Source organism: Lactobacillus hamsteri DSM 5661 = JCM 6256 (assembly GCF_000615445.1).
Classification (GTDB): Bacteria; Bacillota; Bacilli; order Lactobacillales; family Lactobacillaceae; genus Lactobacillus; species Lactobacillus hamsteri.
Genome location: NZ_BALY01000016.1, coordinates 19,698 through 42,148, shown reverse-complemented (window position 1 = coordinate 42,148; position 22,451 = coordinate 19,698). Strand labels below are relative to the sequence as shown.

17 protein-coding genes, 1 pseudogene and 1 riboswitch are annotated in these 22,451 nt (G+C 35.5%); of the genes and pseudogenes, 12 read left to right on the top strand and 6 right to left on the bottom strand.

All coding sequences use genetic code 11. From position 1 onward, the window contains the following. Positions 1–18 precede the first annotated feature (18 nt). Entirely contained in the window at positions 19–882 is an 864-nt protein-coding gene (locus tag JCM6256_RS05385; protein ID WP_025080742.1) for a GRP family sugar transporter, read from the bottom strand. A 238-nt stretch (positions 883–1,120) separates the two neighbouring features. Here JCM6256_RS05385 and JCM6256_RS09870 point away from each other — a divergent pair. Further along, positions 1,121–2,427, top strand: a pseudogene (locus JCM6256_RS09870) (NCS2 family permease). A 259-nt stretch (positions 2,428–2,686) separates the two neighbouring features. Further along, entirely contained in the window at positions 2,687–3,997 is a 1,311-nt protein-coding gene (locus tag JCM6256_RS05375) for an NCS2 family permease (protein WP_025080741.1), read from the top strand. Between the two features lie 53 nt (positions 3,998–4,050). On the opposite strand, the gene JCM6256_RS05370 is transcribed toward JCM6256_RS05375, so the two are convergent. After that, a complete protein-coding gene (locus JCM6256_RS05370; protein ID WP_025080740.1) occupies positions 4,051–4,794 on the bottom strand; it encodes a MerR family transcriptional regulator in 744 nt (247 codons plus the stop codon). Positions 4,795–4,933: 139 nt separating this feature from the next. After that, a riboswitch (purine riboswitch) is annotated at positions 4,934–5,031 on the top strand. A gap of 84 nt (positions 5,032–5,115) precedes the next feature. Between JCM6256_RS05370 and JCM6256_RS05365 the strand changes: the two genes are divergently transcribed. The 5 genes from JCM6256_RS05365 (at position 5,116) to JCM6256_RS05345 (ending at position 9,615) form a co-directional block, all read left to right on the top strand. Then, positions 5,116–6,426: an NCS2 family permease gene (locus JCM6256_RS05365; protein WP_025080739.1), complete on the top strand. Its 1,311-nt coding sequence runs from the start codon at positions 5,116–5,118 to the stop codon at positions 6,424–6,426. Positions 6,427–6,563: 137 nt separating this feature from the next. Continuing rightward, positions 6,564–6,998 carry a CopY/TcrY family copper transport repressor gene (locus tag JCM6256_RS05360; RefSeq protein WP_025080738.1) on the top strand — a complete coding sequence of 145 codons (435 nt, stop codon included), beginning with the start codon at positions 6,564–6,566 and terminating at the stop codon, positions 6,996–6,998. A gap of 12 nt (positions 6,999–7,010) precedes the next feature. Then, positions 7,011–7,388: a cupredoxin domain-containing protein gene (locus JCM6256_RS05355; RefSeq protein ID WP_025080737.1), complete on the top strand. Its 378-nt coding sequence runs from the start codon at positions 7,011–7,013 to the stop codon at positions 7,386–7,388. Further along, positions 7,388–7,675 carry a cupredoxin domain-containing protein gene (locus JCM6256_RS05350; RefSeq protein WP_025080736.1) on the top strand — a complete coding sequence of 96 codons (288 nt, stop codon included), beginning with the start codon at positions 7,388–7,390 and terminating at the stop codon, positions 7,673–7,675. Before JCM6256_RS05355 ends, JCM6256_RS05350 begins: the two co-directional genes overlap by 1 nt. Continuing rightward, positions 7,675–9,615 carry a copper-translocating P-type ATPase gene (locus JCM6256_RS05345; protein WP_025080735.1) on the top strand — a complete coding sequence of 647 codons (1,941 nt, stop codon included), beginning with the start codon at positions 7,675–7,677 and terminating at the stop codon, positions 9,613–9,615. Before JCM6256_RS05350 ends, JCM6256_RS05345 begins: the two co-directional genes overlap by 1 nt. 47 nt (positions 9,616–9,662) lie before the next feature. Here the strand turns inward: JCM6256_RS05345 and JCM6256_RS05340 are convergent, their stop codons facing one another. After that, entirely contained in the window at positions 9,663–11,078 is a 1,416-nt protein-coding gene (locus JCM6256_RS05340; RefSeq protein WP_051545875.1) for an APC family permease, read from the bottom strand. A gap of 273 nt (positions 11,079–11,351) precedes the next feature. On the opposite strand from JCM6256_RS05340, the gene JCM6256_RS05335 reads away from it, so the two are divergent. The 3 genes from JCM6256_RS05335 to JCM6256_RS05325 all read left to right on the top strand — a co-directional run bounded on the left by JCM6256_RS05335 (position 11,352) and on the right by JCM6256_RS05325 (position 16,255). Continuing rightward, positions 11,352–13,463, top strand: a complete 2,112-nt coding sequence (locus JCM6256_RS05335; protein WP_025080733.1) for a putative ornithine decarboxylase — start codon at positions 11,352–11,354, stop codon at positions 13,461–13,463. Positions 13,464–13,473: 10 nt separating this feature from the next. Continuing rightward, on the top strand, positions 13,474–14,739 hold the full coding sequence (locus JCM6256_RS05330) for a methionine gamma-lyase family protein (RefSeq protein ID WP_025080732.1): 1,266 nt from the start codon (positions 13,474–13,476) through the stop codon (positions 14,737–14,739). 157 nt (positions 14,740–14,896) lie between these two features. Further along, positions 14,897–16,255, top strand: coding sequence for an MFS transporter (locus JCM6256_RS05325; RefSeq protein ID WP_025080731.1), 1,359 nt, complete (start codon positions 14,897–14,899; stop codon positions 16,253–16,255). Between the two features lie 124 nt (positions 16,256–16,379). Here JCM6256_RS05325 and JCM6256_RS05320 read toward each other — a convergent pair whose 3' ends face one another. Next, positions 16,380–18,032, bottom strand: coding sequence for a malolactic enzyme (locus JCM6256_RS05320; protein WP_269079370.1), 1,653 nt, complete (start codon positions 18,030–18,032; stop codon positions 16,380–16,382). Positions 18,033–18,131: 99 nt separating this feature from the next. Here JCM6256_RS05320 and JCM6256_RS05315 point away from each other — a divergent pair, with 99 nt between their 5' ends. Beyond that, positions 18,132–19,022, top strand: coding sequence for a LysR family transcriptional regulator (locus JCM6256_RS05315; protein WP_025080729.1), 891 nt, complete (start codon positions 18,132–18,134; stop codon positions 19,020–19,022). Positions 19,023–19,036: 14 nt separating this feature from the next. Here the strand turns inward: JCM6256_RS05315 and JCM6256_RS05310 are convergent, their stop codons facing one another. Both JCM6256_RS05310 and JCM6256_RS05305 read right to left on the bottom strand, forming a co-directional pair. After that, a complete protein-coding gene (locus JCM6256_RS05310) occupies positions 19,037–20,002 on the bottom strand; it encodes an AEC family transporter (RefSeq protein ID WP_025080728.1) in 966 nt (321 codons plus the stop codon). Between the two features lie 180 nt (positions 20,003–20,182). Beyond that, on the bottom strand, positions 20,183–21,736 hold the full coding sequence (locus JCM6256_RS05305) for a ClC family H(+)/Cl(-) exchange transporter (protein WP_025080727.1): 1,554 nt from the start codon (positions 21,734–21,736) through the stop codon (positions 20,183–20,185). Between the two features lie 169 nt (positions 21,737–21,905). Here JCM6256_RS05305 and JCM6256_RS05300 point away from each other — a divergent pair, with 169 nt between their 5' ends. Further along, the gene (locus tag JCM6256_RS05300; RefSeq protein WP_025080726.1) at positions 21,906–22,418 is read left to right on the top strand and encodes a hypothetical protein; all 513 of its coding nucleotides are present in this window, start codon (positions 21,906–21,908) and stop codon (positions 22,416–22,418) included. The last annotated feature ends 33 nt before the right edge of the window (positions 22,419–22,451 follow it).

Below are 22,451 nucleotides of genomic sequence, written 5' to 3'. Positions count from 1 at the left end.
TTTTATTTTTGAAATAAATTAATGCATAATCGTTGTTAAAATTGCACCGATTAAAATAATGATTAAGCCAGAAATAGTGAAAATGAAACCTTTTTTGGTCTTCTTTTCATGCAAGAATAACATTCCACCTAGTGTAGAAATAACTACAGAAAGTTGAGAAACAACAAAGGCTGTATTAACACCATTATCCTTAACAGAAAGAATATAACCAATTGCGGCAATCGCAAAAATAAAACCTGCAATCAAGCTTTGCCAACTGCTTTTAGCCTTTAATTCACCCAGTTGCTTAGTAAATACTAAGTAAACAAGGACAGCTAAAACCATTCCGACTGATTCTGGGAAGAAAATAGCAAGGCCTGAAGCGGACATTGCCTTAGGAATTGAGTTATAAATGATGAAACCAAGTGTGGTGCAAACTAACATAATAATTGTTCCTACTTGGTTCTTCTCATTGCCTTCGCTTGTTCCCTTATCAGAAATAGAAGTAAGAATTGCTCCGATAATTAACAATGCAATTCCAATAAAGCCCCAAATCTTTGCGTTAGTAGAAGCCCATTCCCCAAAAATCACTACACCAACTAATGATGTTCCGATTAATTGCAAACCTGTAGAAATTGGCATGGTTTCAGAAACACCAATTTTTGCATAACCCGTATATTGACCAAGTTGTCCAACAACCCAGAAAGCACCGGCAAGAGCAGCAAGCCAGAATGTCTTTGCATCAATATTCATTTTAATAAATGGCAAAGCAATAATACCAACAATCAACGTCCCTACCGTTGTTCCCAAAATTTGGTTAATAGGTTTGCCATTTACCTTAGCAACCGCAAGGGGCAAAATTCCCCAAGCAACTGCCGGAATAAACATATAAACAATATTCATATTCAGTTTTCTCCCTAAATTCTTTGTATCAAAAAGTAAGTGAATGAAACTATTTTAGCGGTTTCATTACCTTAAAGTCAATATATTTTCAGAATTTAATTAATCGCTTACATTAATATATAATCGTTTGATTGCCATTTTCTTTTTATAATTCGTATTTACAAAATAAAACTAGAATGATAGAGTATAATAGTTGTTTGAATTGACACAAAACACGAACATTTCTTTGGAGAGAAAAATGAATTTTATTAAATCTTACTTTAAGCTTGATCAATATAAGACAAGCGTAAAAACCGAGTTCTTGGCCGGTTTAACAACCTTCATTAGTATGTCTTACATTTTATTTGTTAATCCTAACGTTTTAGGCGACAGTGGCATGAATACGGGAGCTGTTTTCACCGCAACAGCTTTAGCCGCTGCTCTTGGAACAGCGATTATGGGGATTGTTGCTAATTACCCAATTGGTGAAGCTCCTGCTTTGGGAATCAATGCATTCTTTGCTTACACAGTTTGTGTCGGCATGCATGTTAAGTGGCAAACAGCCTTAGCCAGCGTTTTTGTTGCCTCAATTATTTTTATCTTGATTACTTTGTTTAAATTACGTGAAAAAATTATTGATGCAATTCCTTCCGACTTGAAGTTCGCAATTTCATCAGGTATTGGTTTGTTCATTGCGTTTTTAGGTTTACAAGATGGTGGCTTGATCGTTGACAATAAATCAACTTTGGTTGGTTTAGGATCACTTCATAATCCTCTTGTTTGGATTACTATTTTTGGCTTGCTCGTAACTGTAATTTTGATGATTTTAAACGTTCCTGGCGCTATTTTCATCGGAATGGTTTTATCAGCAATCTTCGGAATCTGTACAGGTCAAATTGCCATTCCTCATAAAGTTGTTTCAATGGCTCCAAGCCTCGCACCAACTTTTGGCCAAGCTGTTTTCCATATTAAAGATATTAATACTTTGCAAATGTGGATCGTTGTTTTAACCTTCCTTCTTGTTACATTCTTTGATACTGCAGGTACTTTAATTGGTTTGGCACAACAAGCCGGCTTTATGAAAAATAATAAGATGCCTCGCGTTGGTAAAGCTTTGGCTGCCGATTCAAGTGCCATGATGGTCGGCTCTGTTTTGGGAACTTCACCTGTGGGTGCTTTCGTTGAATCAAGTGCGGGAATCGCTGTTGGTGGTCGAACTGGTTTAACAGCTGTCTTTGTTGCTATCTTCTTCCTTATTTCAATGATCTTCAGCCACTTTTGGCAGTCTTTACAACTCAAGTTACTGCACCTGCTTTGATCATCGTTGGTGTCTTGATGGCTCAAAATACTGCCCATATTCATTGGAATAAGCTTGAAATTGCCGTTCCATCTTTCTTAATTTTATTAGGTATGCCTCTTACTTATTCAATTTCAGATGGTTTGGCTTTAGGTTTAATCACTTATCCAATTTGTATGGTAGCCGCAAAGCGTGGTAAAGAAGTTAGCCCAATGATGTGGGTACTGTTCGTGGTATTCTTAATCTTCTTGTGGGTACTGAATTACTAAGTAAAAAAGATAAATATTAACAAAGAAGAACTGAGATAATTCTCGGTTCTTTTTTGTTTTCCGAACAAAAATTACGTTTTTCATCCATGGAGGCGAATTCATTCAACAAAAACGAATATAATCACCATTTTATCTTGAAATAGTTAACTATTACTGTATAATTTTAATTGATCATTCGGTATTAACTATTGCATCTTGCGAATATCTTTAGTTTATAGAATATAATCGGATATTTTGCGAACATTGCCAGGAGGGCTATATGAATTCTATTAGTAAATTTTTTCACTTAAATGAGAACAATACCTCATTCAAAACAGAATTACTAGCGGGTTTAACTACTTTCGTAAGTATGTCTTACATTTTATTCGTTAACCCAAATGTGTTAGGTGGAAGTGGAATGGATAAAGGCGCATTATTTACTGTAACGGCCTTATCCTCAGCTTTTACTTGTATCGTAATGGGCTTAATTGCAAACTATCCTATTGCTTCTGCTCCAACCCTTGGTTTAAATGCATTCTTTACTTATACAGTTTGTCTGGGCATGCATGTTAAATGGCAAACAGCCTTGGCTGCTGTCTTAGTTGCTTCTATTTTATTTATTCTGTTAACAGTATTCAAAATCCGTGAAATGATTATCGACGCAATTCCCGCAGATATTAAATATGCGATTTCAGCTGGAATTGGTTTATTTATTGCCTTTATTGGCTTACAAGGTGGTAAGTTAATCCAAAACAGCGACTCAACATTAGTTACAATTGGTAGTTTAAATAATCCTGCTGTTTGGATTACAATTTTCGGTTTGCTTGTAACTGTTTTTCTTATGATAGCCAAAGTTCCGGGAGCTATTTTCATTGGAATGATTTTAGCAGCCATCTTTGGTATCGTAATCGGTCAAATTCCTATGCCAAAAGGAGTAATCTCGGCCGTTCCAAGTATTACGCCAACCTTTGGTCAGGCAATTTTCCATATTGGCGATATTAATACTATGCAGATGTGGGTAGTTGTTTTTACCTTTTTGCTCGTAACATTCTTCGATACTACAGGAACTTTAATTGGCTTGGTTCAACAAGCAGGCCTGATGAAAGACAATAAAATGCCTCGTGCTGGTCAAGCTTTAGCGGCTGACTCATCCGGAATGCTTGTCGGTTCCGTTTTGGGAACCTCGCCTGTTGGCGCCTTTGTTGAATCAAGTTCAGGTATCGCCGTCGGTGGTCGAACTGGTTTAACAGCTGTTTGGGTAGGAATTTTCTTCTTAATCAGTACAATCTTTAGTCCAATTTTAAGCGTCTTTACAACGCAAGTTACCGCACCTGCCTTAATCATTGTCGGTGTTTTAATGGCAGAAAATTTAGCTCATGTTCATTGGACAGATTTGGAAATTGCTATTCCCGCATTCTTAATTGTAGTAGGAATGCCGCTTACGTATTCAATCTCTGATGGTCTAGCTTGGGGGATAATTGCTTATCCAATTTCAATGATTGCCGCTAAAAAATTCAAGCAAATTACCCCAATGATGTGGATCCTATTCATAGTCTTTATTATTTACTTTGCTGTCTTAAACATAAAATGAAAATCTCCTTAATCAAAGAAAACAGAGTTCAAAAATTTGAACTCTGTTTTTGTTCATCGTGCTACTTCTAAGCAATATGATTTTTCATTACACTTAGGACAACGCAATTTTCTAAATTTAGGTGTATGCGCAGCCCAGAAAAATTTTCTAAGTTTTGGAATGAATTCATTTCCGCAATTCGGACAAATATATGCAACATTTTGGTAGTACTTTAATGTTAACAAAGTTCCAAAAATTGCGATTAAGATTACCATTATTGTAAAAATAGCTACTGCCAACATTGGCTTAGCTTCTTTACCTGCAATAACTGTACCATATATTCCTGATATTTCGACTAAAAATAGGATTACAGCATAAATCCACATTTTTCTTCTATAGCGAGTTAATTTTGCTTCATTTTTCATAAGTCTCGTAATGTCAGCTACATTATCATTTTTTATATTTCTAGGTCGTAAGATCTTTTTAAAATCTTTCAACAGTTTCTGTTTATCTTTTAACACTGCTATTTTTTCTTCATTAATCTGTTGTTGCCGTTCAATTAATAATCTAAAAGATTGGGAACTATTTTTATCATGTAATAATTTCTTGATATCTTTTAAAGTAAATCCTAATTCTTTTAAATATGAAATTAGCTTTAACTGTTCAAGTTCTTTGTCCGTATAAATTCGATAGCCATTTTCTTCAATTTTGGCAGGAGAAACCAAATTCTTTTCATCATAAAAGCGAACCGTTCGGGGAGATACTTGTGCTAATTTTGCAATTTCACTAACACTATATTTTTTACTTTCATCTGACATTACTTTCACCTCTTTCTATAATTTAAAATACACGTTTACGATACGTTAAGGTCAAGAGTTATTTGTTATATTTCCTAGGAAATATTGATATGAATTACTTTATATTTTCTCACATTGCATAAGAATTAAAACTCTGCTAGAATACGACTAAAGTAATATCTATATATCGTCGAAATAAGGTCGACAGTTTCTACCCTGATCCGGAAAATCAGGACTATAGGTAATTGAGGTCATAAATTTTAAGGCAGCTTTTACCGTACATGGTTATGGTAGAAGTTGTCTTTTTATTTTTCGATATATTATTTCTACACGGAGGAATCAATGGAGTTGTTAAATAAAGTCTTTCATTTGCAAGATGCTCATACCACTGTCAAACGCGAACTAATCGCTGCATTAACCACATTTGTCAGTCTCTCCTACATCTTATTCGTTAACCCCAATATTTTGCATGCAGCAGGAATTCCAGCTGGCGCAGCTTTTACCGTTACAGCCGTTGCTACAGCAATCGGATGTTTTATTATGGGTTTGGTTGCCAACTATCCAATAGCTTTGGCGCCAACTTTGGGAAGTGCCGCCTTCTTTGCTTACAACGTTTGTGGCAACATGCATATTAATTGGCAAACAGCCTTAGCAGCTGTTTTAGTTGCTTCAATTTTATTTGTATTAATTACAGCTCTTCATTTGCGTGAGTTAGTTGTTGACGCTATTCCACAAGATTTAAAATATGCTATCTCAGCTGGTATTGGATTGTTTATTGCCTTTATCGGCTTGCAAAACGGAAAATTAATCGTTGATAGTAGTTCCTCACTTGTAACGCTTGGAAAGTTTTCTTCTCCAGCTGTCTGGATTACATTATTCGGTTTAGTTCTTACTGTTATTTTGATGGCAATGAACGTTCCAGGCTCAATCTTTATCGGAATGATCGTTACTGCAATATTCGGAATTTGTATTGGTCAAATTCCATTGCCACATTCATTCATTTCTACCCCGCCTTCAATGGCGCCAACTTTTGGTCAAGCAATTTTCCATTTAAGTGACATTAATACGCCACAATTGTTTATTGTTGTTTTGACCTTTTTGCTTGTTACCTTCTTTGATACAGCAGGTACTTTAATCGGAATGACTGAACAAGCTGGTTTAGTAGATAAAGATGGCAAAATCCCACGCATCGGTCGTGCCTTTGCTGCAGATTCAACAGCTATGATCGAAGGTGCAATTTGCGGTACAGCTCCTCTTGGAACTTCAGTTGAATCAAGTGCCGGTATCGCTATGGGCGGTCGAACAGGTTTAACTGCAATTTTTATTGGTATTTTCTTCTTGATTTCAATGATCTTCAGCCCACTTTTAGCGGTTATTCCAACAACAGTTACAGCTCCTGCTTTGATTATTGTTGGCGTGCTTATGGCATCTAATTTGAAGAAGATCGATTGGGAAAAATTTGAAATTGCCTTCCCTGCTTTCTTAATTGTTGTTGGTATGCCTCTTACTTACAGCATTTCTGATGGGCTTGCTTTAGGTATGATCGCTTACCCAATTACGATGATTGCAACTAAACGTTATAAAGAAGTTTCTGTAATGATGTATATTCTATTCTTTATCTTTATCGGATTCTTCTTGATTACTAATTTATAAAAATAAAGTTTCATATGAAACATCTAGCAAGAACTTAGTAAGTTCTTGCTTTTTTATTATTCAAAAGATAGGTATCTTAGTTTACAAGTGTAAACTTATGGTGTATATTTACAATTGTAAACGAAAGGAAACAAAACATGATGCACGAAACAGTTAATACAATTTCAGATAGCGAATGGGAAGTCATGCGCATTGTCTGGACGCTTCAATCCGCCAGTTCAACTCAAATTATTGAAGAACTACAGGCAAAAAAAGATTGGACAGAGTCAACTATTAAAACTTTGCTTCGGCGTTTAGTAAAAAAAGGCCTGCTAGCAACCAAAAAAGACGGTAGACGCTTTATTTATTCGGCCACGGTCAATCAAACCGATATGATGGCAGAAGCCGCTCAAGAGCTTTTAAATCGCATGTGCGATATGCACAAAGGAGAAGTGATTCTTAAACTTTTAAATGACTCTCCTATTTCTAAAAACGATTTAAATAAAATGAAAAAAGAAATAGCTATAAAAGAAAAAACGGCTCCAAAAATGGTTCCATGCAATTGTTTGCCTGGAAAAGAAAAAATTTGTTAGAGGTAAATAATTATGAATATTTCACAAATTTTTACAATCGTTATTGGCTTAATTTTAATAGCCTTCATTATTTGGTGGTTCTTTGGCAAGCATAAAGAAGCCAGTGGTACTTCAACAATTGTTAACAATGAACAAACAGCAACAATTGTTGTTAATGGAGGCTATTCTCCTTCAACCGTTGTCTTGAAAAAAGGCGTCCCTGCTCAAGTAAACTTTGACATGCGCGACTCTACTGCTTGCTTATCGCACGTTGTATTTGAGCAGCTTGGCGTTAATGAAGATTTAACTAAACAAAAAATTACTACAGTTAATATTCCAACAGACAAAGCAGGAACTTATAACTTTGCTTGCGGAATGGATATGTTTCATGGAAAGGTTGTTGTTAAATAATGAGTATTTTTTCAAAAAAACAAACTAAAAAAGTCGTTGTAAATGCAGAAAACCATGGTTATAAACCTGATACAATCACTTTCAAGCAAGGCAAACCTGCTCAACTTAAATTTATTTCATCAGACAATATGGGCTGCATGAATGAAATTGTTTCTAAAGATTTAAACTTTGATGAAAATTTAGATGGTAAAAAAGAAGTCATAATCGATATTCCTACTGACAAGCCCGGAACTTATAACTACGCTTGCGGAATGGATATGTTCCATGGAAAGGTTGTTGTTAAGTAATGAAATTATCCAATATTAAACGCTTTTGGATTTCATTCATTTTAGCAATTCCAATGCTTATCCAAATGATTGCAATGCCTTTTCATTGGATGATGCCCGGATATAATTGGATCGCATTTATAACGACAACAATTATCATGGCAATTTCAGCTGCGCCCTATTGGAAAAGTGCGTGGGCAGCCTTTAAAAAGCATAGTGCTAATATGAATACACTCGTGGCGGTAGGAACTTCTGTTGCCTATTTTTACAGCATTTTCGCTATGTTTACCGGTCGTGAAGTTTACTTCGAAAGTGCCGCTTTTGTAACAGTATTTGTTTTGCTTGGCGATGCTATGGAAGAAAAAATGCACGATAATGCCTCCAATGCTTTAGCTAAATTAATGGATTTACAAGCAAAAGATGCCGAGGTATTACGTGACGGCAAATACGTAAAAATTCCATTAGAGGATGTGCAAGTCGGTGACTTAATTCGAGTTAAACCCGGAGAAAAGATCCCCGTTGATGGAACGATCATGGAAGGATCCTCTACAATTGATGAATCAATGGTTACAGGTGAAAGCATGCCTGTAACTAAAAAAGCTGGCGATCCAGTTGTAGGTTCAACGATTAACAATAACGGAACAATTACATTTAAAGCAACAAAAATTGGCCAAGATACTATGCTTGCTCAAATTGTTGATTTAGTTAAAAAGGCTCAAACCAGTCATGCTCCAATTCAAAAGATGACTGATAAAATTTCAAATATTTTTGTTCCCGCTGTCTTAATCATCGCTATTCTAACTTTTATCATTTGGTATGCATTTTTAGGTGCAACTATTGTTGAAGCAATGCTATTTGCAGTTTCTGTCATCGTTATCGCTTGCCCATGTGCACTCGGCTTAGCAACTCCAACAGCATTAATGGTAGGTACAGCAAGAAGCGCAAAGATGGGCGTTTTGATCAAAAATGGTGAAGTCCTTGAAGAAGTCAGCGACATTGATACTGTTGTTTTTGACAAAACCGGAACTATCACAATTGGTAAACCCGAAGTCACAGATATTATCGGCGACAATGAGAAAGTTCTCTCTGTTGCAGCAAGTCTCGAAGAATCTTCTGAACATCCTCTTGCCTCCGCAATTATGAAAAAGGCCACAGAAGAAAAAATTCCTTTAATAAAAGCAAACCATTTTGAGGCTATCGAAGGCAAAGGGGTTAAAGCAGAATACAACGATCAAATTGCTTTTGTCGGTAGTGAAAAAATTGCATCAAATATTGAAATTCCCCAGGAAATATCTCAAAATGCTGAACAATTACAAAGACAAGCAAAGATAGTTGTCTACGTTGGTTTCAATAATCAAATTATTGGACTTATTGCTATTCAAGATACGCCCAAACCAAGTTCAAAAGAAGCAATCACTGAATTAAAAAAGCGTGGTTTAACAACTATTATGCTTACTGGTGATAATGAAAAAGTTGCTCAAGCGATTGCCGATGAAGTTGGCATCGATAAAGTAATTGCTGGTGTTTTACCAACTGAAAAAGCACAACATATCAAAGATTTACAAAATTCTGGTAAAAAAGTAGCCTTTGTTGGTGATGGAATTAATGACGCTCCTGCTTTATCAACCGCAGATGTTGGTATCGCAATGGGTTCAGGAACTGACATTGCCATCGATTCAGGTGGAATTGTCCTTGTACAAAACGATTTAAGAGGCGTTGTGAGAGCGTTAGATATTTCTAAGAAGACTTTCAATAGAATTAAATTAAACCTCTTCTGGGCACTTATCTACAACACAATTGGTATTCCTATTGCCGCCGGGCTTTTTATGGGCTTAGGTTTAACTTTAAGTCCTGAACTCGCCGGCCTTGCAATGGCCTTCTCATCTGTTTCAGTTGTTGGTAGTTCACTTTTGCTTAATAAAACAAAAATTGCTGGTGATACAACCCAAAAAGCTGTTTAAAGCAATAAAAAAGACGCTTCTAAATTTACAGAAGCGTCTTTTTATTTTTACATCATTTCGTTTTTCTTTTCTTTATGCTTACGCATAAGTGGCAAGATAAATCCTAAACCGAAAAGAACGAATACAGTAATAAAGTTCATAATTAATTGATGACTAAAGGCAACTGTACCAACCTTAACATTTTGTGGAATGAAACCTAAAGTGGCACATACAAAAGTAAAGGCTAAACACCAACCACCAACGATTAAAGCACCAGTCTTATTTTTAATAAAGACATAGTCTGAATGATATTTTTCTTGATGAAGACGCATTGCTACAAAGGCAAAGAATACCCAGCAGGTCTTGTATGGAGAAATAATACCATTAATGTTCAAAAGCCAGTTATAAATCGTGTTGATATTAGGCAAAGTTCCTGTAAGCAAAAGAAGGAATAAGCTTAAACCAACTGTGAAAGTGTATGAGTGAACAGGACGACCGTTTTTATTTTTCTTTTCAGTAAGCCACTTAGGCATGAATCTATCAGCAACGTCGCCCGCAAACACACGACTTGAAGCATCCAATAAAACGGCAAGCTGAGCCATCATAAACAATGCTTGAACAACGGCAAAGATGTACATCAAAAGCTTACCTACACCCAAACTTTCACCCAATAATTGGAATGCATAGTATGGACCATTCATCTTAAAGTCGTGTGGAATATGATGAGCATTAAAGAACATTGCCAAAGCTAAAGTTCCAAAAATAGTAAGAAAACCTGTCATAATAGCAAGCATCCACATTGCCTTTGGAAAATCACGCTTTGGATTGCGCATTTGAGAAACGTAAGGAGCAGCAAGTTCCGCACCAGACATCGCGAAGATTAACAAACCAGTTGTTGAGAAGTAATTCAAACTAAATGATGGTTTAAATGCACCCCAGTTGAATGGTTGAGTTGCAATATGATGCCCGTGCATAACAGCCCAAGCTGCCAAAAGCACAAAGAGCATAGACATGATGAACATTGCCCCTCCACCAAGAAGTGAAAGGATTTCCAAAGAATTCTTCAAACGATTCTCAAGCAAAATGAACAACAAAATAATGGCAAATGTTAACAATCCGAACCAGAAAGTTGACATTCTTTTATCTAAAGAATTATCGCCAAAAATTATCCAGCTGAATGACACAATAACTGAGTTAGAAACATCAACGATATAAGGAACACTTTGTACCCAGTACATCCATGATGTCCAATAACCCAATGTATCATTACTGCTTCGACGAACCCATGATGCTAAACCTCCGGCTTGATTATCAAATGTCAAACTCATCTGACTAGCAATCAAAGCATAAGGAATAACATAAGAAAAAAGTAAGAAAATCCAAGAAACTACTACTGAAAGTCCTTGATTTTGAAATGGGTAAAAAATGTTTTCAAAACTGATGATGGTAACGAAGTCAAGCAAGGCAATGACCGGCCAGCTCATATAGTGTTTTTTAGGTTCTAAACTATCCAATTTTATCCTCCAAAATAATTAAAGATTTTTTCTATAACATATCTTCAATATTTGGGGGCTTTAATTGTATGCAAATACACAAACTCCTCAAATCCACTTGTATATAACCTCAATGTAGATATAATCTATTTTTGGTACTTTATTTTTGAATACTCTGTTGTTTTTATACTAAACCGTAAAAAACGTACGTGGAAAATTATAAGGATTTATATCCATTTTGCAATAGTTTTTGGAGGAGAAATTATGAATTTCCTAAAAATCGCCATTGGCAATCATGTGAAATTCAGTGATCTTGAGAATTGGAAAACCACTTCTCTTACAAAGGACACTGACGGTGCATCTCTTGCAGCAATCGTTGTAAACAAAAATGATAATAACTCGTTAAAGGTTGCTACAGATTTACAAAAATCTTCAGGCCTTGGTATCCCAATTATTAAGATCACAGATAATACTCCAACAGAAAATGAAGTCCAAAAAATTACTCATACCGCACAAAATTATACTAAAGAAATGGTCCCGGGTTTCTTAACTGATTTAATCAACTTTGCGGAAGACCGACCAATCAGTTTTACAACTCCCGGACACCACAATGGCTTATATTATGCCAAACACCCAGCTGGTGCTGTTTTCAATGAATTTTTCGGCAAAAATTTAATGTTCGCCGACACAAGCGATACCGTTGCTGAGCTAGGTGACACAATGACTCATGAAGGTACGCCTTTAACTGCTGAACAAAAGGCAGCTCAAACCTATAACGCTGATAAAGTTTATTTCTGTACAAACGGTACAACAAGTGCAAACTCAATCTGCGCTAGCGCTGTCCTTACTAAAGGCGATTTGGTTTTATTTGATCGTAACAATCACAAGTCTTTATACAACAGTGCATTAGTAATGACTGGCGCTAAGCCCGTTTACATTCAAACTGATCGTAACCCTCTGGGATTAATCGGTGAAATGAATCCAAAAGCCTTAGATGAAGAAAATATTCGTAAGCAAATCGCCAAAATTGACCCTGAGAAAGCAAAAGCTAAGCGTCCCTTTAGATTGGCTATTATTCAATCAGAAACCTATGATGGCCTATTTTATGACGCTAAATGGTTAATTGATAAAATTGGTAAGCTTTGTGATTACATTCTTTTTGATTGTGCTTGGGGTGGTTTTGAACAATTTGTTCCAATCATGAATCACTTATCACCTCTTGCCTATAATTACGGTCCTGATGATCCCGGAATTTTAGTTACCCAATCACTTCATAAACAACAAGCCGGAATGGGACAGGCATCACAAATTTTAAAGAAGGACTCTCATATCAAAGGTCAAAAGCGATATGTAGATCATAAACACTTCAATAATGCCTATTTAAAATTTGTAACTTCAAGTTATTCTTACCCACTATATGCTTCTTTAACCGTTAACTCATATCTAACAGCCGGTGAAGGAAATAAAAAATGGTGGGACGAAATCCTACGCAATGGTATTGTGTTCCGTAAGAAATTGCTTAAAAAATCAAAACTATTTAAGCCTTTTGTTCCTGACAACTTTGCGAATATCTCAACGGACGAGTTAGCAACTAATCATAAGTATTGGGACTTTAACCATAACGATTACTGGCATGGATTTAAAGAAATTGCTGATGGTGAAGCAATGCTCGATCCATTAAAAATTACCGTTATTTCCCCGGGAATAAATATTAAAGATGCAAGTTATGAAGAAAAAGGAATTCCCAGCGCTGTAGTTTCTGAATTCTTAATGGAAAAACGCATCATTCGTGCTAAGGCTGATCTTAATTCCCTTCTTTTCTTGCTCACTCCTGGTGACACTAAAGAAGAGCTTGATACGCTTTTAAATTCATTCTTAGAATTTGAAAAATTATATAACGAAGACGCTCCACTTGCTAATGCCTTGCCTAAATTAGCTAAAGTTTATCCAGATCGATACAAAGGTTATACTCTAAAGCAATTATGCCAAGAAATGCATGACTACTATAAAGCAAACAAAACTTTCATTTTGCAAAAAGAATTATTTGCTAAACCCGACATGCAAACTTACGTTATGACGCCTGAAGAAGCCGACACTTTATTCATGCGCAATCAAAGCGAATTAGTCGACCTAAAAGACGTTCAAGGAAGAATTGCCGCTGAAGGTGCTCTTCCTTATCCACCTGGTGTATTTATTGTTGCTCCTGGTGAAAGATGGTCAGAAATCGATCAAAAATACTTTGAAGTATTAGCTGGCGCAATCGAAAAATTCCCAGGCTTTGTACCAGAAATTCAGGGTGTCTATTTATCTAAGCAAAAAGACGGTACAATTTTAGTACAAGCTGAAATTTTAAAAGAGAATATCAAGAATAATTAAGGAGAAAATAATGGTTTTATCTTGGAAAGAAAATTTACCTAAAGATTTAAGTGAAAAAGTAGCTAAGGTTGATAAGCTTATCGCACCTCGCTTACACGAAATTGACGAACAAGTTCTTTACAACCAACAACGTGTTTTAGATTTATTCAGAAAACATCGCGTTGGTGAAGAAGATTTAGTTCCTTCAACCGGTTACGGTTATGACGATATCGGCCGTGACAAAATTGAAGCAATTTATGCCGATTACTTCAAAACTGATGATGCTTTAGTTCGTTCACAATTCTCATCAGCTACGCAAGCTATCTCTGTTGGGCTTTTCAGTATGCTTCGTCCTGGTGATACTCTTTACTATCTAACAGGTACTCCTTACGATACAATTCAAGAAGTCATCGGTCTTGCTGGTAACAAACCTGGCAATATGAAAGAATGGGGCATTAACTTTAAAACAACAGAACTTCTTGATAACGGTGAAGTTAATTACGAACAAGCTAAAAAAGATTTACAAGATAAATCTATTAAAGTTGTAACTATTCAACGTTCATTGGGCTATGCGGTTCGTGCAAGTTTCACTATGGAAAAAATTAAGAAGATGCTCAAATTCATTAAGGAAGTTCGCCCAGACGTAAATATCTTCATTGATAATTGTTATGGTGAATTTTCTGAATGTGAAGAACCTACTTTCTATGGTGCAGACATGATGGCTGGTTCCCTTTTTAAGAACGCTGGAGCAGGAATTGTTAAGGGTGGAGCCTTCTTAGTTGGCCGCAAAGATTTAATCGAAGGTGCAGGTTCACGTTTGAACGTTCCTGGTGCAGGAAAAGGCGAAGGCGCAACCTGGGGCTACTTACGTGATATTTACCAAGGATTCTTTATGGCAGCTCATACTACCGGTGAAGCATTAAAAGGTATGATTTATACTGCAGCTTTATGTGAAGAAATGGGAATGAAAGTTGCTCCTAAGTGGAATGACCCAAGAACAGATATCGTTCAAACTGTAACTTTTGGCAAGCCAGATCCAATGGTTAAATTCTGTGCCGCAATCCAACACTACTCACCTATGAATTCATTCGTAGATCCAATTCCATATCATCAAGATGGTTATGAAGACGATGTTGTAATGGCATCAGGAAGCTTCACTGAAGGTTCAACTATTGAACTTTCTTCTGATGGTCCGTTACGTCCACCATACCGTTTATACATTCAAGGCGGTCTATCTTACGCTCATGATAAAATTGCAATTACACATGCTGTAGAAGAGACATTCTACAAAGATTAAGTAATAAGTTAAAAAGAGATTAGGCAATTGATCTAATCTCTTTTTTTGCATAAATTTATATTTTTTGTTAAGGTAATATATGTTATTCGATACTAGTATACCTTTAAGGAGATGAGTTTTAAATAGATTTTGTGCCCCTTTGCATGAATCTATTCTTATGAGAGATCAAGAGAAACGAGAAAAATTAATTAGAGAAAAGAAAAATTATAAAAAGGCACCATTAATGCCTGTACATTTACGAGTGTTTGTTGCCGTGATTTTAGGCCAAATAGCTTGTGGTTATTCTCTCGGAATTTCTGGTACAGCATTATCCGAAGCAGCAAAGTATATTCAAATTAGTGATCTTTGGACAGGATTAATTGGAGCCGGAGCTTTAATTGGTTTAGCAGGCAGCTTAATTGTCGGTCGTATTTCCGATAAAATTGGACGTCGCAGAATGCTAATGATTAATATGTATATCTTAGCAATCTTTACACTTTTTCATTTAACAACTGCCAATTTGCTCCTAACTTTTATTTTAAGAGTAATCATCGGTTTAATGATTGCTATTGATTATACTGTTGGAAACGCCCTATTAACCGAATGGCTTCCTAAAGGTGAAGATAGTAAACGCCAAAGTCACTTATTAATTTATTGGACAATTGGTTTTATCGCTTCGTATATAGTCGGAACTTTTTTAACAGGTTTCGGGCCTCATACTTGGCAAATTATCCTCGCTACAGGCGCCGTGCCTGCATTAATTACTGCAATTTTTCGCTCAATTTTTACTTTACCAGCCTCACCAACTTGGCTTGCTAGCCAAGGTAAAGTTAAAACAGCAAATAAAGTTATTCAAAAGCATATGGGCCGAAAATGGCGCTTGCCTAAGCGTTTCTTTAAACGTGAAAAGAAGGCTAAAGATGTTAACAGCGTTACATTTGCTACTTTATTTTCAAAGAAATATTTACGCAAGACGCTAGTTGGTGGAATTTTCTACGCATGTCAGGCTTTCGCATTCTTTGGTATTAGTATTTTCTTGCCGATTCTTTTAAAAGGAATGGGCATCACTGATGCAAAAGTTTCAGGAATTATTTATAACGGCGGTATGTTAATCGGCGTTTTACTGGGAATTTTTATTTTTAATAAAATTAGTCGCCGTGCCTTCTTAATTAGCAACTTCCTTATTTCTGGATTGCTAATCGGAAGTTTAGTGATTTTTACTAATATAAATTCAACGATCAAATTAACTATTTTCGCTATATTCGCTATTATTCTTTCATCTGGACTTGTTTTAGATTACCCCTACCCAACTGAACTATTTGATGTAAAAGTCCGCGGTATGGGCGTAGGAACGTGTATAACGATTAGCCGAATTGGGGCAGCTGCCGGAACGTTTTTACTGCCAATTTTAACCAACAATGGTGGAACAAACCTATCAATGATAGTTTGTGCACTTGTTTTATTATTTAGTTTCATCGTTTGCCTTATTTGGGCACCTGAAACTTCGGCAAAATTTATTAAAGAAAATAATCAATAAAAATTTAATATACAAAAAAATCCCTCAAGAATATCTCTTGAAGGATTTTTTATAACAAATAGTACTTAGTGAGTTTTATTCAATCATACGAAAAAGCAAATTATGATGTTAGAGAATTTTCAATTTAATATCTAGGAGTCCATTTCATAGCTTCTGTAGCTTTTTTAGCATCTTTAATATCTTTACCTGCTAAGCCTTGATCAATTGCAGATTGAGCAACTGCGACGGCTTCTTTAGCAGTAAATGATTGAAGTTTAGCTACAGGAGGAAGAACTGCAGCTCCATCTTCATTCGGATCAACAATACCGCCAAGTGAATGAGCTGCTGCTGAAAGCATTTCATCATTAACTAATTTGGCCTGACTAGCTAAAACACCAAGACCCAATCCTGGATAAATTAAAGCATTATTAGCTTGACCGATATTGTAAGTTACACCTTTATATTCAACAGGATCTGATGGAATTCCCGTTGCAACTAAGGCACGACCATCTGTCCATTTAATTAGATCTTCAGCACTTGCTTCAATCAATTTAGTTGGATTGGAAATAGGGAAAATTACGGGACGTTCAGTATGAGAAGCCATTTCTTTAATTGCTTTTTCAGTGAACGCACCTGGCTTAGTTGAAGTTCCGATCATCACAGTTGGATGAACAGTTTTAAACACAGCTTCTAAATTAGTCAATTCATCAGCATTTTCAAATTCAGAACGGTCACGCACAAATGGCTTTTGTTCAGGAGTCAATCCTGGAGTATCATTGAAAAGCAATCCTTGTTTATCAACCAAATAGAAATGCTTTTTAGCTTCTTCTGGATCCATGCCTTCAACAAGCAATTCACGATAAAGCATATTAGCGATTCCCATGCCAGCTGTTCCTGCACCAAAAGTTAAAAAGATTTGATCAGTAAATTTTTGTTTTGAGATATTCATAGCGCCTAAAACGCCTGATAAACAAACGATTCCTGTTCCTTGAACATCATCATTAAAAACAGGGATCTCCTTACGATACATATTCAAAATTTTTGTTGCATTATCACGTCCGAAATCTTCAAAGTGAATATAAACATCTGGAAATAAATCACGAGCAATTTTAACAAATTGCTTAACCATTGCATAATATTTATCGCCAGTTATACGAGCATGTTTATTTCCTAGATATAGTGGATCGTTAATTAAAGTTTGGTTATTTGTACCAACATCAAGTGAAACAGGTAAAACTTCACGAGGATCAATACCAGCAGCTGCTGTATAGACCATTAACTTTCCAACCGAAATGTTAACGCCATTTGCACCCCAATCACCAATACCTAAAATTCCCTCACCATCTGTTACCACAATAAGTTTGATCTTACGACCACCTGCAGCATTACGTAAACTTTCTTCAATGTCTTCAGGACTATCAATAGAAAGAAATGCAGCACCTTGTGGTTTCATAAAAATTTCACTATATTTTTCAATAGCTGGCGCAATAACTGGATCGTAAACAACAGGCAATAATTCTACTAGGTGTTGTTGCATTACATAATAGAACAGTGTTCTATTAGTATTAAAAATTTCCATTAAGAACTTCCGTCTTTGCATTCCTTCTGGACGAAGACGATATTGCTCATAAACTCTTTGTGACTGTTCTTCAATAGTTTGAACTTTATTTGGTAAAGTTCCGACCAAGCCCAAAGTTTCGCGTTCACTCTTGGTAAATGCAGTCCCTTTATTAGTAAATGGATTATTTAAAATGTTATATGCATTAGTCATTAAATAAGCCTCCTGTTTGTTCTCCAAAACTTTTTTCTTGTATCATGGATGAAGTATATTCCCTGGGAAATTTTATAGTCAAATAATACAGAATACCAAACTTTTATTTATATGAGGTCAAAAACATTGAATATTCAAGATTTCAAATATTACCATGAACTAGTAAATTTAAAGAGCTATACAAAAACTGCAGAAAAATTTGGAGTAAGTCAACCTACCATTACTGCAGCCGTCAAAAGACTCGAGAAAAAATTTGGCGGAAAATTTTTAATTCGTGATCAATCACATAAAAACATCATCATTACTAAGCTTGGGATGCAGTTTGATGAACATGTGCAATCAATTTTAAATGAAGTAAACGTCGCTGAACAAGAAATTAAACAAGAAGCCACAGCTAACATTCCATTCGGGTTGCCACCAATTATCGGCCGTAATTTCTTTCCTACACTTGTTCCAAAATTACTTGAAAAAAGAATTTTAAATCGATTAAGTGTAATTGAAAGCGGCTCTTATGACTTGCATCAGCTTCTCGTAGAGGGAAATATTAATTTCTCCTTATTGGGCCTTACACAACCTAATGTAGCTTCCGGAATTAAATTAAAAATTATTAAACGCTATCCTATTTGCATAATCGTCAACAAAGATCATCCTTTTGCTAAGAAAAAAACAATTCACTTTAAGGACATTGCTGATGAAGATTTTATCGGTTTAAATAGTGATTATATCCATACCCGCGCCTTAGATCGAATGATCAAAAAGAATAAAATTAGTTTAAATACAATCTATCGCAGTCCCGACGTAACAGTAGTCAAATCATTAGTTGCACAAGGAATTGGTATTTCATACTTAACCACTTTAGCTATTAATCAAAATGACGATGTTGTTGCTCTTCCGCTTTTAGATAAAGAAAAGCCGGAATTTATCTTAGGAGCTGCAACTCGTGAAAACCATATTATGACCACTAAGGAAGAGGAACTCTGGCAAATTTTAACTAAAGATATAAAAAAAGAAGACTAGCGTCTTCTTTTTTCTTATGCCGTAATCATCATAAGAATTGGCACAACAACTATAAATAAAATTGTACTCAACACAACCACATTAGTTGCATAATCAACATCTCCATGAGCCTCATCAGCCAAAACAGGTAAGACGGCAAGTGCAGGAGTACCTGATTGAACAATAAAAGTTTCACCCATCAATTTTGGAACATCAAGCCCCACAGAAGGCGCAACTAAGCGTACTAATAAAATCATGATAGCTGGTGCAATAACGAATCTTCCAATTAAAGCAAAAGCACTGTCTTTATCTACCCGAACATTTTTAATACCAGAATCAGCTAAAACGATCCCAATATAAACTAAAGATAATGGCGTTACAAGGTTACCAATATAAGTAAAGGTTTGACTGGCAAAAGTTGGTAACTTAAGCCCCGTAAGAAGCCAAATAATTGCAACAAGGAAGCCGACTAAAGGCATTGGCAACAGTTTCTTCCATTCAATTTTATGTTTCTTCTTTTCTTTAGCAATTAAAGTTGGATCATCATTTTTAATAAGAAATACACCAAATGCCCAAGTAGAAATAGTATTAATGATGTAGTAAACAAGAAAATATGGCATTGCCTTATTTCCAAACAACGCAACATTTAACGGCATGCCAATAAAAATGGTATTAGCATTGGCAATCGTGTTAATAAATATACCACGACGTCCAACTGGAACTTTAATAATTTTAACCAAGACAAAGGCAATAATATAAGAAATTACTACTCCAATAAATGGCAACAGTAAATTTTCAAACAAATTAAGTAAACTTCCTCTTGTTAAGTTGTTCTGAACGGAAATAAATATTGAAGCTGGAAGTGCAATTTGAGTAATCAACTTAGAAATATTTCCTGCAAAAGTATCAGCAAACCAACCTTTAAGTCGTAAAATATAACCTAATAGCATGATAAGTACGATCACTATTACACTAGATATTGATGATAAAAATGCTGTCATTACTTAAAAATTCTCCTCTCATATAACTCAAACTTTAGTTACGTCAAAAGTTACTATATATGAATCATATATAAGCATAGTATTTATATCATCTTTTTTTAAAATTGCAAAAATATATTCTTAATACTAAAAATAACCGTTGCCTATCTAGGTAACGGTTATTTTAGTTATTATTAAATTTTATCCATCTAATTCTACGCCCTGCAGTTTCTTCATTGCGTCATAAACTTCGCCACGCTTATTAGAGTCAACAGCTAAGACTAGCATATCGCCGGCCGCTATTTCGGTATGACCATTAGGAATAATTTGATCACTACCACGTTGGATTAATTTAACCAAAGTATCTTCTGGCCAATCAATATCAGCAACCTTTTTATCCACTAAATGACTGCTTTCATATACAGGAACAGTAAGTTGATCTTCATGTCCCGATGCTTTAGCCACGCCATTTTTACCTTGCATTGCGTTAGCCAAACTATCGTAAATTGGTCGTCCGCCTAAAAGCTCATCAATTAATAAAGCGATAAACGCTACAACAGCTAAAGGCATTAAATGAAGTAGTGAGCCAACCATTTCAGTAATTAAAATGATTGCCGTAAACGGTGCACGAATAATTGCCGCAAAAAGACCCGCCATAGAGAAAACAACCAAATTAACTACGAATCTTTGTGGAAGCAAACCAAGCTGCACCATCAAAGTTCCATAAGTGGCACCAATTAATGCGCCCATTGTTAAGATTGGCAAGAAAATACCACTTGGAAGACCTGAATCATAAGAAATAATTGAAAAAACAAGTCTTAATACAAAGAAGAATGCCAGCATCCCTACCGTAATCCAACCTTGAGTTGTAATTGTTTTAGATAATGACAAAATCAAATGATTACCAGGACCCGTAATCAAAGGCCAGAAATAAGCAATCGGAATCAAAATTGCCAATGGAATTAAACCATGAAGCCATCTTGGCAAAAATGTAATCTTTAAATAAACTTTTTTCAAACTGAATAAGCCTACCTTGTATAAATGACCAAGTACGCCAAGTACAAGTCCAAGCAAGATCAAATGCCAATATAACGGCAACGGAAATGAATAGTTATAAATAATGGCTAAGGAATGATGCAAGCCAAAGAAATTGGAAACGACAAAATTAGCAGCAATAGCACCAGCTAACGCATTCATCCATACACGTGGTGAAAAATTATGGAAAACCTCTTCAAGAACGAACAAAGCTCCCGAAAGCGGCGCACCAAAAGCAGCTGACAAACCACTAGCTGCACCTGTTGCCAAAAGTGCACGTCGATTAGTCTTAGTTTGTTTAAATCCTTCACCAACACCTTGTCCAATTGATGAACCGAGTTGAAGAGATGGTCCTTCAGGTCCTAAGAAAAGTCCAGTTCCAATTACTAAAATCCCGCCAATTAATTTACGCCAAAGAATTGGAAACCATCTTACTGAGAGCTTTCCTTGAAGTTCAAGCTTAACTTCTGGAATACCTGAACCACCAACATGTGGTTGTTGCTTAACGAAATAGCCAGAAATTACGGCTACTAAAACAAATCCAACAATAATTGCAATAAACCAAGCTGGATTTTTATGCGCTAAACTAAATAAATGCAACCAAAATCCAGAAGTTTCTTCAATACCAAATCTAAAAATTCCAACAACTACACCCGTAATGATACCTACGATAAGTGCTTGTCCCAGTAATTTTAGACTAGTACTATCCTCATTATTCATAAAATCCCCACTCTATAAATGAATTAACAGTAACATTACTATTCTACAACAAAAAAAGAGAACTCAAATAGTGAGTTCTCTTTTTCGTGTTACACGTGTAACTTTTTATAGTATAATATCCTATCTTCAGTTATAACAATAGTTGATTGAATAATTTGGAGGTTAAAATATGCATTTAGCATTTTCATTTTTGGAAGCAATTGGGGCATGGCTACTTTTTATTTTTCCACTTTATCAAGCTATGCTTGAACTAGATGAGCAAGTTGAAAAGGTAAAAAATAAAGAAAAAAATGCTATAAAAAAAATAAAGACAATACCAAAAGTTGCACCATTATATTGGATATGGCCACCACTGAAAATCAAACTCGAGAAAAAACGAATGTTAAAGATTTTGTCACTCTATGATATTTCTAATGACCAATTAGAAATATTTTCTCGTTTAGTTGATAAAGCTACCGCTTGGTTTTATGTTGCTCTAGGAGCGTTATTGGTGGCAATTGCAAATACTCACGAAGTTTTTGTAGAATTATATCCTAGTTTATCATTAGAGATATTTTGGATAATAATTATCGTTATTACAATTTTAGGAATTATGCTTGATCGCTATCGTATGAGTGATTACCGCATTAAGAAATTTATTTACGAATTAAAAGATACATTTAATCAAACAAAAAAGAAGTGATCTAATCTCACTTCTTTTTTGTTATCCTAAATC